10 protein-coding genes, 1 tRNA gene, 6 pseudogenes and 1 riboswitch are annotated in these 17,132 nt (G+C 45.6%); of the genes and pseudogenes, 11 read left to right on the plus strand and 6 right to left on the minus strand.

Going from position 1 to position 17,132, the window contains the following annotated elements:
- Positions 1-47: 47 nt before the first annotated feature.
- Both AB5618_RS08320 and AB5618_RS08325 read right to left on the minus strand, forming a co-directional pair.
- The gene (locus tag AB5618_RS08320) at positions 48-1,370 is read right to left on the minus strand and encodes a sirohydrochlorin cobaltochelatase (protein ID WP_178090603.1); all 1,323 of its coding nucleotides are present in this window, start codon (positions 1,368-1,370) and stop codon (positions 48-50) included.
- Between the two features lie 203 nt (positions 1,371-1,573).
- Positions 1,574-1,750: riboswitch (cobalamin riboswitch) on the minus strand.
- Positions 1,751-1,821: 71 nt separating this feature from the next.
- Positions 1,822-1,923, minus strand: a pseudogene (locus tag AB5618_RS08325) (DUF6783 domain-containing protein); the annotation flags it as partial.
- On the opposite strand from AB5618_RS08325, the pseudogene AB5618_RS08330 reads away from it, so the two are divergent.
- The 3 genes and pseudogenes from AB5618_RS08330 to AB5618_RS08340 all read left to right on the plus strand — a co-directional run.
- Positions 1,900-2,010 (plus strand): annotated as a pseudogene (locus AB5618_RS08330) (DUF6783 domain-containing protein); the annotation flags it as partial. The pseudogenes AB5618_RS08325 and AB5618_RS08330 sit on opposite strands and share 24 nt — an antisense overlap.
- Positions 2,011-2,171: 161 nt before the next feature.
- Positions 2,172-2,555 carry a metal-sensing transcriptional repressor gene (locus AB5618_RS08335; protein WP_148461887.1) on the plus strand — a complete coding sequence of 128 codons (384 nt, stop codon included), beginning with the start codon at positions 2,172-2,174 and terminating at the stop codon, positions 2,553-2,555.
- Positions 2,556-2,654: 99 nt separating this feature from the next.
- A complete protein-coding gene (locus tag AB5618_RS08340; RefSeq protein WP_148461888.1) occupies positions 2,655-5,339 on the plus strand; it encodes a heavy metal translocating P-type ATPase in 2,685 nt (894 codons plus the stop codon).
- A 14-nt stretch (positions 5,340-5,353) separates the two neighbouring features.
- On the opposite strand, the pseudogene AB5618_RS08345 reads toward AB5618_RS08340, so the two are convergent.
- Positions 5,354-5,470, minus strand: a pseudogene (locus tag AB5618_RS08345) (DUF6783 domain-containing protein); the annotation flags it as partial.
- Here AB5618_RS08345 and AB5618_RS08350 point away from each other — a divergent pair.
- The 3 genes and pseudogenes from AB5618_RS08350 to metA all read left to right on the plus strand — a co-directional run.
- Positions 5,420-6,250, plus strand: a pseudogene (locus AB5618_RS08350) (pseudouridine synthase); the annotation flags it as partial. The pseudogenes AB5618_RS08345 and AB5618_RS08350 sit on opposite strands and share 51 nt — an antisense overlap.
- A 259-nt stretch (positions 6,251-6,509) precedes the next feature.
- Positions 6,510-8,465 (plus strand): NAD-dependent DNA ligase LigA, encoded by a 1,956-nt coding sequence (gene ligA / locus AB5618_RS08355; RefSeq protein ID WP_173771067.1) that lies wholly within the window; start codon positions 6,510-6,512, stop codon positions 8,463-8,465.
- Positions 8,466-8,655: 190 nt separating this feature from the next.
- Complete coding sequence (metA, locus tag AB5618_RS08360) at positions 8,656-9,597, plus strand: homoserine O-succinyltransferase (protein ID WP_173716862.1); 942 nt, start codon at positions 8,656-8,658, stop codon at positions 9,595-9,597.
- 39 nt (positions 9,598-9,636) lie between these two features.
- Here metA and AB5618_RS08365 read toward each other — a convergent pair.
- Positions 9,637-9,732 (minus strand): annotated as a pseudogene (locus AB5618_RS08365) (DUF6783 domain-containing protein); the annotation flags it as partial.
- Here AB5618_RS08365 and AB5618_RS08370 point away from each other — a divergent pair.
- The 3 genes and pseudogenes from AB5618_RS08370 to AB5618_RS08380 all read left to right on the plus strand — a co-directional run.
- A pseudogene (locus AB5618_RS08370) lies at positions 9,688-9,789 on the plus strand (DUF6783 domain-containing protein); the annotation flags it as partial. The pseudogenes AB5618_RS08365 and AB5618_RS08370 sit on opposite strands and share 45 nt — an antisense overlap.
- 132 nt (positions 9,790-9,921) lie before the next feature.
- A tRNA-Arg gene (locus AB5618_RS08375) sits at positions 9,922-9,993 on the plus strand.
- Positions 9,994-10,045: 52 nt separating this feature from the next.
- Positions 10,046-10,972 carry an SH3 domain-containing protein gene (locus tag AB5618_RS08380; RefSeq protein WP_226814927.1) on the plus strand — a complete coding sequence of 309 codons (927 nt, stop codon included), beginning with the start codon at positions 10,046-10,048 and terminating at the stop codon, positions 10,970-10,972.
- Positions 10,973-11,174: 202 nt separating this feature from the next.
- Here the strand turns inward: AB5618_RS08380 and AB5618_RS08385 are convergent, their stop codons facing one another.
- Positions 11,175-12,608 carry a polysaccharide deacetylase family protein gene (locus AB5618_RS08385; protein ID WP_173718606.1) on the minus strand — a complete coding sequence of 478 codons (1,434 nt, stop codon included), beginning with the start codon at positions 12,606-12,608 and terminating at the stop codon, positions 11,175-11,177.
- 411 nt (positions 12,609-13,019) lie between these two features.
- On the opposite strand from AB5618_RS08385, the gene AB5618_RS08390 reads away from it, so the two are divergent.
- Entirely contained in the window at positions 13,020-13,616 is a 597-nt protein-coding gene (locus AB5618_RS08390) for a zinc dependent phospholipase C family protein (protein ID WP_173769528.1), read from the plus strand.
- A 345-nt stretch (positions 13,617-13,961) separates the two neighbouring features.
- Positions 13,962-16,142, plus strand: a complete 2,181-nt coding sequence (locus tag AB5618_RS08395; RefSeq protein WP_173771066.1) for a C40 family peptidase — start codon at positions 13,962-13,964, stop codon at positions 16,140-16,142.
- Positions 16,143-16,368: 226 nt separating this feature from the next.
- Here AB5618_RS08395 and pduL read toward each other — a convergent pair whose 3' ends face one another.
- Entirely contained in the window at positions 16,369-17,007 is a 639-nt protein-coding gene (gene pduL / locus AB5618_RS08400; RefSeq protein ID WP_173718604.1) for a phosphate propanoyltransferase, read from the minus strand.
- Between the last annotated feature and the right edge of the window lie 125 nt (positions 17,008-17,132).

A 17,132-nucleotide genomic window follows, 5' to 3' on the forward strand; every position in this document is an offset into this window, starting at 1 on the left:
GAGCAGCTGCTTTTGTTCTGTTGCAATAACAATTTATACCAAGATAATTATTTCGTGATGGAATCAATAGCTGCCTGAGTATGAGCTACATAAAGCTGCTCAACAGCGTCAATTCTTCCAAGACCTTCGATCTGGCAGTCAATCTCATCGAAATCTCCAGAAGCCTCGAACATGCTCTTCCAGGAGTCATCATCATCACCAGCCATATCATTGTTTGCATGGTCACCAGCAACAACCATAAGCGGACGAAGGATTACTTTCTTGAATCCGGCATCTTTTACTTTATTGATAACTTCATCACAAGCTGTATCCTCTGGCTCACCCTCTACAGTACCGATGAATGCGTTTGTAAATCCAAGGTTATCCATCTGTGTCTGCATCTGGTCATATGTAACGTTTGCTGTATGGGAAGTACCATGTCCCATGAATACAAATGCAGTTCCATCCTCTGCAGCTGCTTCCATGTTGTCATATCCAGCTTCTTTTACAGCTTCATCTGTGATTGCCTGAGCAACAGCAGCTTTGTCATCGTTGATAACGGTAGCGTCATCGCCAACCTCACCAAGCATTGGCTCAGCGATTGCTACAGATTCAAATTTATCTTTGTAAGCATCAATAGCTTCTACCATCTCATCGTACTCAGCACCATGCATAAGGTGTGTAGGCTGAACTACAAGATTCTTAACACCGTTTGCTACTGCACGGTCAAGTGCCTGCTGCATGTTGTCAATCTGCTCATCATCTCTTGCCTGTACATGGTTGATAATGATCTGAGCGGTAAATGCTCTTCTTACAGACCAATCCGGGAATGCTTCTGCAAGAGCATCCTCGATTCCCTTAATATCCTCTGCACGGCTGTCGTTAAAGGATGTACCAAAGCTTACTACAAGAAGCTCATTCTCACCGATCTCGTCCTGATTACGAGGATCATCCTTGGAAGCATCACCTGTATCACGTCCGAAATACTCTGGGCTTGCCTCTTCTCCCTCTACAAGCTCTTTCTGAGCATCTGTAAGGGCATCCCATGCTTCTTTAGCTTCCTTGCACTGCTTATCTGTATCATCTGTTCTCTCCTGAACATAAATAGCATCGATAAGTGCTGCTACTTTATCAGCCGCTTCCTTATCTGCATCTGCAGTGTCATCAGCTGCTTCTGCATCGTCTGTTGTCTCTGCATCATCAGCTTCTTCTGCACCGTCAGCTGCCTCAGCATCGTCTGTTGTCTCAGCATCATCAGCTGCTTCTGCATCGTCTGTTGTCTCCTCTGCCGCTTCCTCTGTCTCTGCAAATGCAACAGTTGCTGTTGCTGCTGTCATGCTTGCTGCCATAGAAGCTGCAAGAAGGATTGCTAATAAAGATTTTCTTTTCATTTCTTTTTCCTCTTTTTTTTGTATTTCCGGATAGAATCACGTATAAAGAATCCCATGGGAAATTTATCACCAATCTCCCATTGCATAAAAACAGCCGCATTTTCTGCGACTGCACACATTCTCATATACACACTTTTCTTCCAAAAAACATTCAGGAAATATTCATGTATCGTTATGAGAATACAGGTTCTGTGTACCGCAGACCTAAGATTCCACGCCAAGGCAGTTCTCCTGACTTCAGTCAACACTGCTCCCCCTTCCCGGTTTCCCAGTGGGCTCTGAAGCAATTCCCTTACACAGTGACGGCATCGTTCCGGACTCTCACCGGATTCTCTTTTGCGCATCATGTTCATGATGCAACCTTCGCGCTATAACCATTATACATATTCGACTCGGATATTTAATATGTACCATATTATTATATATTTTTTATGAACTTTTTATGTATTTTTTATGAACTAGAGTATGTTTGAAAAAGGCTTTCTGCAAGATGTGCGTCACAATTTGTAGAAGATTTCGTCCGGACGAGGGCGCCGTAGCGGGCTACGGCAACTGAATTCGGGCAAAAAATACCGCAAAGTGGGGCGTGCAGATTGCGGGAATAATTTTTCAAACAGATTACTATTCACTCCGTTCATAGCAACACGCTTCGCGATGCACAGAAATCATGCTTTCGCATGGTTTCGCGCCGCAATTCTCGGGTTTTCTGTGAATTACTTATTGACAAATACCCCGCCAGGGTATATATTGATTTCATCAAGTACATACCCCTAAGGGGTATATAAGGAAAGGAGTCCGCCTATGACAGCTGATCATAAATCCGAATCCTGCCGTAGCCACACCGCAGCCGATCCTGCAACTCTTTCCAGCCAGGAAACTACCAAGAAGGTCTGTTCCTGCTGTTGTACCAAGCACACCGATCGTTCCGAAGCAGAGCGCAGGAAGCTGGTAAACCGTCTAAAACGTATTGAAGGCCAGATAAGGGGGATTATAGGAATGCTGGAGAATGACGCTTACTGCAACGATATTCTTATTCAGTCAGCAGCTGTAAATGCCGCTGTGAATGCATTTAATAAGGAACTTCTCGCCAATCATATCCGAACCTGTGTGGCAAGAGATATCCGTGACGGTAAAGACGAAACCATTGATGAGCTGGTTGCAACTTTGCAGAAGCTAATGAAGTGAGATATCAGCGTATTCCGAATGTGTACCTGCCTGCGGAGGTACGAATGTGCGGAGCAGTCCGTCGGTATCGAAACACTGTAATCGAAGGAGGAATTTATTATGGAACAATACAACGTCACCGGCATGAGTTGTGCAGCCTGCAGCGCCCGTGTAGAAAAAGCGGTAAACAAGGTTCCGGGAGTTACTTCCTGCTCCGTGAGCCTGCTTACCAATTCCATGGGGGTAGAAGGAACCGCCTCAGCCTCTGCCATTGTCTCAGCTGTAGAAGAAGCCGGATACGGCTGCAGCCTGAAGGGGGCTTCCGGTCAGAAGGAATCCGTTTCCGATGCTGAAAAAGCCCTGGAAGATCATGAAACGCCACTTCTCAGGAAACGACTCATTGCATCAGTAGGTTTCCTTCTGGTGCTGATGTACTTTTCCATGGGACACATGATGTGGGGATGGCCGCTGCCAGCCTGGTTTGATGGCAACCATATCGCCATGGGACTTGTACAGCTGCTTCTTGCAGGAATCGTCATGGTCATCAATCAGAAATTTTTCATCAGTGGCTTCAGGAGTCTGTGGCACCGCTCTCCGAACATGGATACCCTGGTAGCTCTCGGCTCCATGGCCTCCTTTGTATGGAGTGTCTACGCCCTGTTCGCCATGACCAGAGCCCAGGTTGACGGCAATTCCGAACTTGTCATGCACTACATGATGGAATTCTATTTCGAATCTGCCGCTATGATCCTGACCCTGATCACCGTTGGAAAAATGCTGGAAGCCCGTTCCAAGGGCAAGACCACGGATGCCTTAAAAGGTCTTATGAAGCTTGCTCCCAAGACTGCCGTTGTCATCCGAAACGGCCAGGAAGCCACCGTTCCCATTGACCAGGTTGTAAAAGGTGACACCTTTGTTGTTCGCCCTGGTGAAAACATCCCGGTGGATGGTGTGATTATCGAAGGCTCCAGTGCAGTCAACGAATCTGCCCTTACAGGTGAGAGTATCCCTGTTGACAAAGCTGCCGGAGATCTTGTCTCCGCAGCCACAGTCAACCAGTCTGGTTTCATCAAATGTGAAGCTACCCGCGTTGGCGAAGACACCACCCTCTCCCAGATCATCAAAATGGTCAGTGATGCTGCAGCCACCAAAGCTCCTATTGCAAAAATCGCAGACCGTGTTTCCAGTGTTTTCGTACCTGCTGTTATCACCATTGCAATTATAACAACTATTGTCTGGCTGCTTACCGGTCATGAGGCTGGCTACGCCCTGGCAAGAGGAATTTCCGTTCTGGTCATCAGCTGCCCATGCGCCCTTGGTCTTGCCACTCCGGTTGCCATTATGGTTGGAAACGGAATGGGTGCCAAAAACGGTATCCTTTTCAAAACAGCCGTCTCCCTTGAGGAAGCCGGAAAGGTTCAGATCGTAGCCCTTGACAAAACCGGAACCATCACAAACGGTCAGCCGGAGGTTACTGACATTCTCCCTGCAGACGACGTATCTGAGAACGATCTTCTCACCCTTGCCTACGCCCTTGAAAAAAAGAGCGAGCACCCTCTTGCGAAAGCCATTCTGGAAAAAGCTGCAAGCCTTGGTCTTACAGCCCAGGAAGTCACAGAATTCCAGGCTCTTCCCGGCAATGGACTCTCTGCGAAGCTTGGTGCTTCCACGCTTATCGGCGGAAGCATGAAATACATCAGCACTCTGGCAGCTGTCTCTCCGTCTCTTATGAACCAGGCCGAGAAGCTTGCCGAAGCAGGAAAAACTCCTCTTCTTTTCGCAAAAGATGGAAAACTTCTTGGAATCATTGCAGTTGCTGATGTAATCAAACCGGACAGTGCACAGGCGGTCAAAGAGCTTCAGAATATGGGTATCCACGTAGTTATGCTTACCGGAGACAACAAGCGCACGGCCAGAGCCATCGGCGCACAGGCAGGTGTTGACCAGGTTATTGCAGGCGTCCTTCCAGATGGAAAAGAGAGCGTCATCCGCTCCCTGAAGGAAAAAGGCAAGGTTGCCATGGTTGGCGACGGAATCAACGACGCACCAGCCCTTACCAGAGCAGATATTGGTATTGCCATCGGTGCCGGAACGGATGTAGCCATCGACGCAGCAGATATTGTCCTTATGAAAAGCCAGCTTTCCGACGTGCCAGCTGCTATCCGTATGAGCCGCGCTACTCTTCGCAACATCCACGAGAATCTCTTCTGGGCGTTCTTCTACAATGTAATTGGTATTCCGCTGGCTGCCGGCGTATGGATTCCAATTTTCGGATGGACCTTGAACCCGATGTTCGGCGCTGCTGCCATGAGCCTTTCCAGCTTCTGTGTAGTTACCAACGCGTTGAGGCTAAACCTGTTTAAAATTCATGACGCAGTTAAAGATAAAAAAGTCAAGAATCCGGTTTCCATAGAATCCAATTCTGGAAATATTGCTGATTTCTCTGAAGCATCATCTGCTGTTTTCTCAAAATCATTCAATGCAGATAAAACTTCAGATGCAGAACAAACGATTAATAACAGCTGCAAGCTTTTGAACGAATGCAGCGATATTAATAACAATACTAACAAAAAGGAGAATAATACCATGGTAAAAGTGACAGTTAATGTAACAGGAATGATGTGCGGACATTGCGAAGCACACGTAAACAAAGCAATCCAGGAAGCATTTGGGGTACAGGATGTTGTATCCTCCCATGATGCCGGAACTACTATTTTCTCAGCACCAGAGAAAGTGGACGAGGACAAAATCCGCCAGGTAATCAAAGACGCTGGCTATGAAGTAACCGGAATTACACAGGAGTAATCCATCCCTCACATTCAACTTGACCAATGCAGAATCCTAGAGCGTGTTTGAAAAAGGCTTTCTGCAAGATGTGCGTCACAATTTGTGGGAGATTTTGTCCGGATGAAGGCGCCGTAGCGGGCTACGGCAACTGAATTCGGGCAAAATCTCCCACAAAGTGGAGCGTGCAGATTGCGGGAATGATTTTTCAAACAGGCTCTAGAGCTTGGAGCAAGGTTTGCCTTGCATATGCCCGGGAAAAACTATATAATGGAAAAATGGACGAAAAAATCAGAATCAACAAATACTTAAGCGAAGCGGGATTCTGTTCAAGACGTGAGGCTGACAGCCTGATCCGGAACGGACGGGTGACTGTGGAAGGTCATAAGGCAGAACCGGGAGAAAGGATTACAGCAGATACAGTTGTATTTGTGGATGGTAAGCCTGTGAAAAAAGTAGAAGAAAAAGTTCTACTTTTATTTCACAAGCCCCGAGGTGTGGTGTGCAGCACAAAAAAACAGCGCCAGGAGACTACAGTTACGGAGTATCTGAATTATCCGGTTCGAATTTATCCCATAGGACGTCTTGATAAGGAATCCGAAGGGCTTTTGCTTTTAACAAACCAGGGAGACCTGGTAAATAAGATCATGCGTGCGGGAAACTACCATGAGAAAGAATATCTGGTGACTGTGAATAAACCAGTTGATGGTGATTTTGTGAAAAAAATGTCATCTGGAATTCCTATTATGGATACCATTACCCGTCCGTGTTTTGTGGAAAAAACAGGGAGAAATTCTTTTCGGATTATTCTCACCCAGGGATTGAACCGGCAGATCCGCCGAATGTGTGAATATCTGGGATATCAGGTGCTTAGTCTGAAGCGCGTACGAATCATGGAACTGACAATAGATGGCCTGAAAGAGGGCGGGTACAGAGAAGCCACCCAGGAGGAGTGGAAGAAGCTGGAACGTGGAATAGCAGATTCCTCCCAGCTTCCCGCAGCCAGAAGGCAGGACAGTGCGCCTGTATTTTCCCAAAAACAGGGAAGAGACAGCATTCCCTTTTCTTCAATTCCAGAAGTAAAAAGGCAAAATAAGCCAGCTACTTCCCGCACTATTTCAGAAAAAAGGCAGTCTGTTTCACAGAGGAAGTCTGCTTGCAGTAATTATAACAGTAAAACAGGAGGACATCATGGAAAATTCTCTACAGCGAATGAAAGAACTGGTAGAAAAGCTGGATCAGGCCGCGAAGACATATTACCAGGAAGACAGGGAAATCATGAGCAATCAGGAGTACGACAGCCTGTACGACCAGCTGGAGCAGCTGGAAAAGGAAACCGGCACTGTACTCACAAATAGTCCTACTGTCCGTGTAGGATACGAGGCAGTCAATGAACTTCCGAAGGAAGAACATCCAAGCCCCATGCTATCCCTTGATAAGACAAAAGACAGGGAAGTGCTCCGTGGATTTATAGGAAATCACAAATGCCTTTTATCCTGGAAGCTGGACGGTCTGACCATTGTTCTTACTTATGAGAACGGTGAGCTTGTGAAAGCAGTAACAAGGGGGAATGGAATTGTAGGTGAGGTTATTACTAACAATGCCAGGGTGTTTAAGAATATCCCTCTTCGCATCCCTTATAAAGGTCAGCTGGTGCTTCGGGGTGAGGCGATTATCACTTATTCTGAGTTCGAGCGGATCAACGAGACTATAGGCGATGCAGATGCCAAATATAAGAACCCGCGGAATCTTTGCAGTGGTTCCGTGCGTCAGCTGAATAACGAGATTACGGCGAAACGAAATGTGCGTTTTTATGCCTTTGCCCTGGTAAGTGCCCAGGATGTGGATTTTTCTAATTCCAGGGAGCAGCAGTTTATCTGGCTGAAGAAACAGGGCTTTGAGGTGGTGGAGTATAAGGTGGTTACCTCTGAAAATCTGGATGAAGCCATGGATTATTTTTCAAAGGCAATTGTAAACAACGATTTTCCATCAGACGGACTGGTTGTGACCTACGATGACATCGCCTATGGGGAGTCTCTGGGAAGTACTGCGAAATTTCCGCGAAACTCCTTTGCTTTTAAATGGGCGGATGAAATGCGGGAAACCAGGCTGGTGGATATGGAATGGAGTCCGTCAAGAACCGGACTGATTAATCCGGTTGCAATTTTTGAACCGGTGGAGCTGGAAGGTACTACCGTAAGCCGTGCCAGCGTGCACAATATCAGTATTGTGAAGGAACTGCAGCTTGGAATTGGAGATACCATTAAGGTGTATAAAGCCAATATGATCATTCCCCAGATTGCGGAGAATCTTACAAGAAGCGGCAATCTGGTAATTCCGGATAAATGTCCGGTGTGCGGCCGGGAGGCGCGTATCCGCAAGGAAAACGATGTGGAGACATTATACTGCATGAATCCGGACTGTGTTGCCAAGAAGATTAAGTCCTTCAGCCTTTTTACCAGCCGTGATGCCATGAATATTGACGGACTTTCAGAGGCAACTCTGGAGAAGTTTATTGCAATGGGATTTATTCATAATTTTGGTGATATTTTTGAAATTGGAAGATATAAAGATCAGATCGTAGAAATGGAAGGATTTGGTCAGAAGTCCTTTGATAATCTGATGGTGAGTCTGGAGAAGGCGAAAGAGACCACTCTTGCCAAGGTGATCTACAGTCTTGGGATTACAGGTATCGGTCTTGCAAATGCCAAGGTGATCTGTAAATATTTTGACGATGATATAGAGAAAATCCGCCATGCGGAGGAAGAAGAGATCAGCTCGATTGAAGGAATCGGTCCGGTAATCGCCGGAAGTCTGGCTGATTATTTTAAGAGCGCAGAGAATAATCAGAAGCTGGATCATCTGCTCAGTCATCTTCATCTGGTTCATGAGGAGACTTCTGCGGAACAGGTTTTTGCAGGGAAAACCTTTGTTATTACAGGCAGTGTAGAGCATTTTTCCAACCGTTCTGAGGCAAAGGAATTTATCGAAGCCCGCGGCGGTAAGGTGACCGGTTCTGTGACAAAGAAAACAGACTATCTGATCAATAATGATAAAACATCGGCTTCTTCCAAGAACAAGAAGGCACAGGAACTGGGAATCCCGATTTTGTCGGAGGAGGATTTCCTGGAGCTGGCGGGTGTTTAAAAGAAAATTTGGGTTTTCTGTGAACTTTGTTCACAAAAAACACCTCGCGGAACGTTACCAGTGAACTGTATTGAATATATTTTTACAGAAGAGAAGAGTGGAAGGACACAACATTTTTATAACTTGTTTGTGCCTTGAGCGAAGCGAAAGGAATGACAAAAAGTATGTATAATAGTAGGAGGAAATTGCAATGCCAATTAAAATACAAAGTGATCTCCCGGTAAAGGAGATTCTGGAAAAAGAAAACCTGTTTGTTATGGACGAGAACCGTGCTATGCACCAGGATATCCGTCCGATTTATATTCTGATCTTAAATTTAATGCCACTGAAAGAGGAAACCGAGCTTCAGCTTCTTCGCTCTCTTTCCAATACTCCTCTGCAGGTTGACGTAAGCTTTATGGCAGTGGAGTCCCATCAGGCGAAAAACACTTCCAGGAGTCATCTGAACAAATTTTATCAGACTTTTTCTGAACTGAAAGATAAGAAGTTTGATGGAATGATCATTACAGGAGCACCGGTAGAGCAGATGGAGTTTGAAGAGGTTGATTACTGGGAGGAAGTTACCCAGATCATGGACTGGTCCGAGACCCATGTGACATCCACTATTTTCCTGTGCTGGGCTGCTCAGGCTGCGCTCTACCATTTCTATGGACTGAAGAAACGTAAGCTGGATAAGAAAATGTTTGGCCTTTTCTGGCATAAGGTAATGAACCGCAAAATTCCGCTGGTCAGAGGGTTCGATGATGTATTTCTGGCACCTCATTCCCGCCATACAGAAGTTCCTATTGAAGATGTACACGCCTGCAAAGACCTTACTGTCCTTGCAGAATCCGACGAAGCAGGTCTTTTTCTTGCCATGGCAGAAGACGGCCGCAAGATTTTTGTAATGGGTCACCCGGAATACGACCGTGTCACCCTGGACGGCGAGTACAAACGCGATCTTGGCAAAGGGCTCCCTATTGAAATGCCTGAAAACTACTACCGCGACAACAACCCCGAAAACGGTCCGCTTCTGCTGTGGAGAGCCCATGCCAACAACCTGTATACCAATTGGCTGAATTATTACGTATATCAGAGCACCCCATACGACCTCTACGGAACACCTGATTTTTCCAGTATTTCCAGGGGTTGAGAGAGTGGTGTATTCCACGTAAATTATTATAATTTCAAGCTATTTATTACGAAAATGGAGTAAAAATGGAGTACTAGAGCGTGTTTGAAAAAGGCTTTCTGCAAGATGTGCGTCACAATTTGTGGGAGATTTTGCCCGGATGAGGGCGGGGCTGTCTATTTCCCGACAGCCCCTTTTTCAAAACTGACATAACTATTCCGTCAAAAGAAAAAACTTTACATCCAGTCGATATTGTGCTATAATTTTTTAGTCGAAGTGGTTGTATATGAGGTTGCTGTTTAAATGTTAGACAGTAACTAATGATAATGCAGCTTTCGAATTTATGCACCTGTAGCTCAGTGGATAGAGCAGTGGTTTCCGGTACCATGTGCGGGGGTTCGATTCCCTTCAGGTGTATTGCCTGGAACGATCGGGCGTTCCGGTGCGTTGTATTAAGGAGGACAAGAACTTGGATAATTTCAGAGAATGGTTATCAGATAACCTTCGCTATTTTATGCTTGGCGGAGCGATTCTGTTAATCGTGGTTGTCCTGTTTTTCGGTATCCGTGCATTTATGGGAAGCGGGAAGGGCGATTCCAGCAAGGATACAGCCGATGAGCAGGTAACAGCAGACAACGACCAGGGAAATGTTCCTTCTTCTCCGGCAAATGATGGGGAGACTGACGGGAAGAAAGACGCCAATCCCATGGAAAAAGCTAATGAAGAGATTACTTCATTGATCAAGAGCTATTACACAGTTCTGGGGGATAAAGATATTACCACATTGCGTACTTTGGTAGATAATCTTGCACCGGCAGACGAGTCTAAGATTACCAATGCCAAGTACATTGAAGGGTATGAAGCTGGTGATATCTACACGAAAAAGGGGCTTGATGACGATTCCTATGTAGTATATTCCTGTTTTTACTACATCTGTCAGGGGATTGATACAAAGGTACCTGCGCTTGCTGAGTTCTATGTGGTAAAGGACACAGACGGGAACTGGAAGATTGACGGCGCTGCTCACGATGACAGCGACGAGATAACGAAATATGAAGTTTCTTTGCGTCAGGATGACGACGTGAAGGAGCTGAAGGCCAAGGTACAGAAGCAGTATGAGGATGCACAGACTGCAGATCCTGCACTTGCTGCTTTCCTTGATGGTCTTGGTGAGGATGTCACAGGATCTGCAGAGACAGCCGATGGAACTACGCTGGTAGTGACAGAGGATTGTAATGTCCGTGCAGCAGCCAGCAGTGATGCAGAAGTGATTGGTGGATTGTCCGCTGGGACAGAAGTAGTCAAGAAAGGTGAGAGCGGAGACTGGATCCAGATTGACTATGAAGGCTCTGAGGCGTATGTTCACAGCAGCCTTCTGGAAGAGAAAACTGAATAAGTATAAAAGAGGAATTGTCATGATGGCAGTTCCTTTTTTGCGTGTTTGAAAAAATATATAGAATAAACCAGAGTATAGTTGCTGATTTCCTGAAAACGATACTCTGGTTTTTATGTAGTGCTATATTATGATACCAGTGTCAAAAGGTCAAAAAGCCGTTCGTGCTTGCACGATAAGGCGTTTGAACTTGGGACACGCCAAATCAAAACGATCCATAAGCGGTTCCGTTTTCCAATGTAATTCCCTTTGCAGCAGCCAGCTCGCTTACTGTTACCAGCTGATAGCCCTCCTGCAGCAGCTGCGGAATAAAAATTTCAGCAGCATCCACAGATTCTTTGAAAATATCATGCATTAAAATAATCTGTCCATCACTGGCGTTGTCCATTACATTCTGTACTGTGGAATCTGCATTCTGTGTTTCCCAGTCCAGAGTATCCACAGACCACAAAATCAGAGGCCTTGCTGCAGTCTCTGCTACGGTGTCATTGTAAGAACCATAAGGGGGGCGCACAACAGTGGCAATGTGCCCTGTGAGATCCTGGATCAGCTGATCTGTGCGGGAAAGCTGACTTGCAGCATCATCGGCGGAAAGCGTGGTGAGATCCGGGTGATCATAAGAGTGGTTTCCAATCTCGCATCCAAGCTCCTCCATACGCTTTACAGGTTCCTGAAAATATTCCACTTCCTGACCTGCCAGGAAAAAAGTAGCTTTTACATTGTTTGCTTCCAGACAATCCAAAAGACGGTCTGTAAAATCACTGGGTCCATCATCAAAGGTGAGGGCAATCATCCCCTTTGGCTCCGGAGAAACAGTCGGTTCCGAAGTAACGGAGGCTTCCGGTACAGGGGAGACTTCTGATGCTGCAGAAGAGGCTTCAGAAGGATCATCGACTTCGGAAGAAGCTTTTCTGGAATCTTCATTTCGATCAGAAGAAATATCAGCTTCTGCAGCCGGTGTGGAAGCACCTGTCGCAGAAGCTGTGAGATTGTCAGCATTCGAAGAATCTGATGTAGTATTCATGTAGAATACAAGATCCTGATTGGAACTATCATCTGCCGTCGTCGGTTCACCCTGTTGTGCACCGTCAGCGCCAAAGTGATAAATTTTGCCGTCTATTGTCACGTCACCAGTCTGAAGAACTCCATCTGCATTGAGGTAGTAGCGCTTGCCATCAAGCTCAAGCCATCCGGTCTGCATAACGCCTTTGTCATTGAAGTAATAGCGGTGTCCGTCTGTATCTGTGAGCCAGCCTTTATAACCTTCTCCGTTTACCATGAAATACCAGTTACTGTCAACTGGCGTCCACACCCCCTGGGAAGCTTCCGGAGAGACTTCGAAAGAAGTGTCTGAACCTGAAAGGGTATCAGGTGCCGGGGTATCTGCGGCAGGCGTTTCGGTGGGAATGACATCCTCCGGTGTGTTCTCCTCTTCTGCATCGGTATTTTTAGCTGCCGCACCACCAGATTGAATCTGGGAATCATCTGTATTTCCAGCTACGAACATGTCCGGGATCTGGGTATCTGTAATGGGTGAGTGCGAAGCGGAAGACTGGGTAAAAGAAACTCCGCATGCAAGACACATAAGAACAGCAGCTATAGCCAGCCCCTTATTTGTCCGTGGTTTATGGCCAGGCATATAATTCCTCCTTTATGTAATGATTTCATGATGCCAGTGTGTTTCATTACTGTTCACTGGCAGCATTTCATTTTTGGGATCATGTTACGGTTCATTTCGTGACCAGCAACACGCTTTGTAATGTACAGAAATCATGGGTCTGCATGATTTTCAGCTGTACAGTAACCTAATAATACAATATATGACGAAAAAAAACAAGACCGGCTTACACGCAGGATATAATTGTGCAATTTAACGATATATTGGAAAATATTTCACAGAAAATCAGAAAATGTTTATTTGAAATTTGACAGAGATTCTGCTATATTAAGTTGTGATAACGATGATTTGAAAAGCAGATACAAAAGCTTTTTACAGTTTATTGTTTTTTATCTGTTACAATGGATAAGAACAGGAAAGAAGAGGAAGCGGTTGCGTAAAAAATCCCATATACTGGTAGCCAGATATCTGGCAGACCAGATGCCTGCCACTAAGAGTCTGCAGTCCCACAGAAAGGCGTTCTGCCTTGGAAGCATTCTTCCGGATATCAAGCCATCTTTTCTTACAAAGAAGCATGAATATTTCGGCACCTTCGAGGAAATCCAGGGTAAGATGAAAGCTCTTATTGACAATGATCCCAAAGAAAGCAAGGAGCGCGTTTACTGGCGCAGGTTTGGCGAAGTGATGCATTATATGGCAGATTATTTTACTTTTCCCCATAATACGAACTTTACCGGGAATCTGTACGAGCATAATAAATACGAGAAGCATCTTAAGAACCATCTGAAGCGCTACATAGAGAGTGGGGCAGCAGATCGTATGGTCATTCTTCCAGTGAATTTCGGAAGCTTCAGGGAACTGGTGGAGTATATTGGAAATGCCCATGAAAGATATCTTCTTAAGGAGCGTAATATTGCAGAGGATGTTCAGTATATTCTCAGAATCTGTTCACAGGTTATTCATGGAATCCTGCAGCTGGCTGCGAAGCAGTTTGGCAGAGAGGATATTCTGATTCCGGCTGCATGCTGATAATGGGAAGAGCCAGTGCCGGGAGATCACAGCAGCTTGTCTGTGAGTACCGGGACTGGTATTTTTTTGTACAGCAGGAAAAATGAATTCTTCGCTGCTGCGAAAAAAAGCGGTATTTAGCAAGTGGGAAACGCTTTCACTTAAATCTGTACAGAAATTGTGAAGAAAAAATAAAAAATCACGAAAATACGTCTGTATATTTTGAGGATAGTTGATTTAGAAGGGTTAGTATGCTACAATAATGCATGTTAATACTTAATGCGAACTGTCTTTAAGGTAAGAATGCATACCTTTATATAGGGGAGTAAAGGGATGTTCATGAATAGAAGGGAGCATCTTTTGAATATGAAAAATAAATATCTGACAAAATGTTTATGTATTACTATGGCAGCTGCGATATCCTTTACAGGAACGGCCAGTGTTTTTGCCTCAGAAGAGACAGCCTTGTCAGAAACAGCTGCCCGGGAAGCGGCAGCAGAGCCGATTTCATCAGAGCAGGCATCGACAGAGACGCCTTCCGCACCTCCGGAGACAACGTCAGAGCCGGCACAGGTACCAGCAGAGTCTGTACAGACGCCATCAGAGCCCACAGAAACACCAGCTGAGCCTACACAGATCCCATCAGAGCCTACTACACCAGATCATATACCTACAGAGACACCGGCTCCAAGTGAAACACCAGATCATACATCTACAGTGACACCGGCTCCAAGTGTGACGCCAGATCATACACCTGAGGTGACACCAGAACCAAGTGCGACACCAGAACCTAGTGCAACGCCGGACGATACCCCCACAGTGACACCAGAGCCTAGTGCTGCACCTGAGGTGACCCCCACTGTGACTCCTGGACTTTCAGCAGAGAGCCAGCAGAAGGTAAGTGCCCTGATCAAAGACATTGATAAAACCTTCAAGCAGGAATTAGATAAGAAAAAGAAGAAAAAAGTCAAAGCCCTGAGAAAGACCTATAACAGCTTTTCAGACCAGGAGAAGGCTGCTGTTACTAATTACAAGCTTCTTATCGATATGGAGAAGACGATCAGCCAGCTGTCCGGGGCAGCAGACGATAAAGATGCAGATAAGATTGACAGCACCACAACGCAGGCACTTAATGGAACCCCAGTCTACTATGCATCTAATCTTCATGCAGGCAAGGAATTTTATCTGAACAGCCTGCAGGAGAACTATCAGCTGTCATTTTCTGATGATTTTGCAGATGTTATGGAGCAGATTGAGACAGAGTATAAAGCTGCCAATCAACTGACAGATGTATCTGATTCCGAAGGTGGTGTTACCACATCCGCAGATACCCTTCTTGTACGCAACTGGCAGGATATACTTGCCATATATGTCTATGAGAAGAGCCTTGATGGTGCCACTTCTTTTACGCTGGATTCTTCCTGTAAGGATGATTTGGCAGCTATTTTTGCCAGGATGAATCCTGTTGTGAAGGACGAAAGTAATTCTAACAGAGTTACATATGGAAATTACCATATTAACCATTACATTAAAGAGAATAAGATCCCCAAGGATGAGAGGGGGATTTTGAAGAAATATCTTGAAACAGACTGCAAGCTTCTTTGTGCAACCGTTACAGCAGCCAAGGGCTTTGTAAGACAGAGTGTTGGCGATGACGTTTCAGAAGAGCGTGTAAACGTAATTGCAGCTGCTTATTCACTGGTTGGTAAGGTGGGATATTTCTGGGGCGGCAAATCTACTGTGATCGGAATGGACCCAAGCTGGGGCGCAGTACAGCAGGTAAGCGCAGAGGGAAGTCAGAGTACCGGTACTTTACGTGCTTATGGCCTTGACTGCAGCGGTTTTGTTACCTGGGCAGTGATCAATGGCTATGAGAATCAGGCTATGATCGCAGCTGTAGGAAGCGGTACCTCAGACCAGTGGGGCAGAGCGAACGTGGTAAGTGAGGCGGATGCCCAGCCAGGTGACCTGGTTTTTCAGAGAGGACCAGAAGCAGGAAGTGCCAACCATGTTGGTATTATCTGTGGAAAAACTGACGCAGGAGACTGGATCGTCGTACATTGTTCTTCCAGCAAGAATGGTGTTACAGTAGGAGAGGCTTATAGTGCAAGCTTTCGTTACATCCGTCAGCCATCCTTCTATCCGAACGCACAGCAGGTAGAGGAAATGAGACAGAGTGGTAAAACTATAGCCAATACCCAGTATATCACAGGAATTGACGTATCCAATAACCTTCAGGATCTGATCAAGGCGAACCTTGTTACAACAGGAGATATGGATACGGTTACCATAGATGCTTCCGGAGACGGAACTGTTTCACCGGGAAGCCTCTATGTCGCAAACAGCCTTCAGGAACTGTTTGATGCAGGACAGCATGTAAGTGTATTTAGTCAGGTGACATACGGAGATGCCGCAGAGATGGAAGCTGGCAGTAATGAGGCAGCAGGTACTGCGGGAGTTAATAAAGCCCAGACAGTAGATTTTTCCAGAATTATGGTTACCAATTCTCTTCAGGAGCTGTTGGCGGCGACAATTGGAATTCAGTGACGCAAAAGTGCTTCCACACCCGGATTCGGGCAGGAAGCACTTTTCATTTGTATAGACTGAGTGAACAGATTACAGAATTGATTTTCAGACAGGCTCCGGGAGGCTGTGACTGGAATATGCTGCTGCAAGAAAATGGAATTACTGTTCACTCTGTTCACAAAAAACACCTTGCGGAATGTCACCAGTGAACAATAATAAAATGGAGTCACAGAGTATGCCCTGACATTTAGCGGTTAATACCGGACAATACGTCTTCAATCCATTTATCCGTATTATAGTTATCATCAAAGAATTTTACGATTACCCCATAAGGCTCTTTTTCATTGGAAAAAGCATTGGCCTCATCGGTATCTACGTGCATGGCAAGGCGGTAACTCCAGTCTACACGTACTACCACATCTGCATAAATAAGAGCGCGGCCGAAGCTTTTGGTCAGGACAAAAACTTCGTCATTATCTTTGACCTTCAAAGTAACAGCATCTGCCGGAGTCATGTGAATGTGACGTTTGGCAACAATGACACCGTGATCAAGGATAAGTTCGCCCTTGGGTCCGATGAGAGTGCAGCCAGGGGAGCCGACAGTATCACCAGACTGGCGGATAAGACCGGGAAGACCGATCTTGCGGGTATCTGTAAGGGAAAGCTCAATCTGGGTTTCTTTACGAAAAGGACCTAGAATGGCCATATTCTTATACTCACCTTTAGGCCCCTTTACGGTAAGACGTTCCTGGCAGAGATACTGTCCAGGTTGGCTTAATTCCTTTATGTAATGAAGCTGGGCATCCTCTCCAAACAGGAGTTGGAAATCCTCCTGGGAAACATGAATATGCCGTGCTGAGGTTTCAATCGGTATTTTAATGCTCATGGAAATTCCTCCGATATTATATAGAGTGTGAACATCAGTACTGTTTTAACACTGCAATAGATTAAGTTTAATATTAATGAGAAAAAATAGCAAGCCTTTTTTTACAGGCACATATACAGGAGTGT

Source organism: Ruminococcus sp. J1101004sp1_RTP21198st1_B9_RTP21198_201120, assembly GCF_040924245.1.
Taxonomy (GTDB): Bacteria; Bacillota; Clostridia; order Lachnospirales; family Lachnospiraceae; genus Blautia_A; species Blautia_A faecis.

What these genes read in the sequence shown, in the direction of transcription:
- AB5618_RS08395 (WP_173771066.1), top strand. Translation starts at nt 13,962, where the DNA reads ATGAAAAATAAATATCTGACAAAATGTTTATGTATTACTATGGCAGCT.
- pduL (WP_173718604.1), bottom strand. Translation starts at nt 17,007, where the DNA reads ATGAGCATTAAAATACCGATTGAAACCTCAGCACGGCATATTCATGTT.
- AB5618_RS08340 (WP_148461888.1), top strand. Translation starts at nt 2,655, where the DNA reads ATGGAACAATACAACGTCACCGGCATGAGTTGTGCAGCCTGCAGCGCC.
- AB5618_RS08320 (WP_178090603.1), bottom strand. Translation starts at nt 1,370, where the DNA reads ATGAAAAGAAAATCTTTATTAGCAATCCTTCTTGCAGCTTCTATGGCA.
- ligA (WP_173771067.1), top strand. Translation starts at nt 6,510, where the DNA reads ATGGAAAATTCTCTACAGCGAATGAAAGAACTGGTAGAAAAGCTGGAT.
- metA (WP_173716862.1), top strand. Translation starts at nt 8,656, where the DNA reads ATGCCAATTAAAATACAAAGTGATCTCCCGGTAAAGGAGATTCTGGAA.
- AB5618_RS08385 (WP_173718606.1), bottom strand. Translation starts at nt 12,608, where the DNA reads ATGCCTGGCCATAAACCACGGACAAATAAGGGGCTGGCTATAGCTGCT.
- AB5618_RS08335 (WP_148461887.1), top strand. Translation starts at nt 2,172, where the DNA reads ATGACAGCTGATCATAAATCCGAATCCTGCCGTAGCCACACCGCAGCC.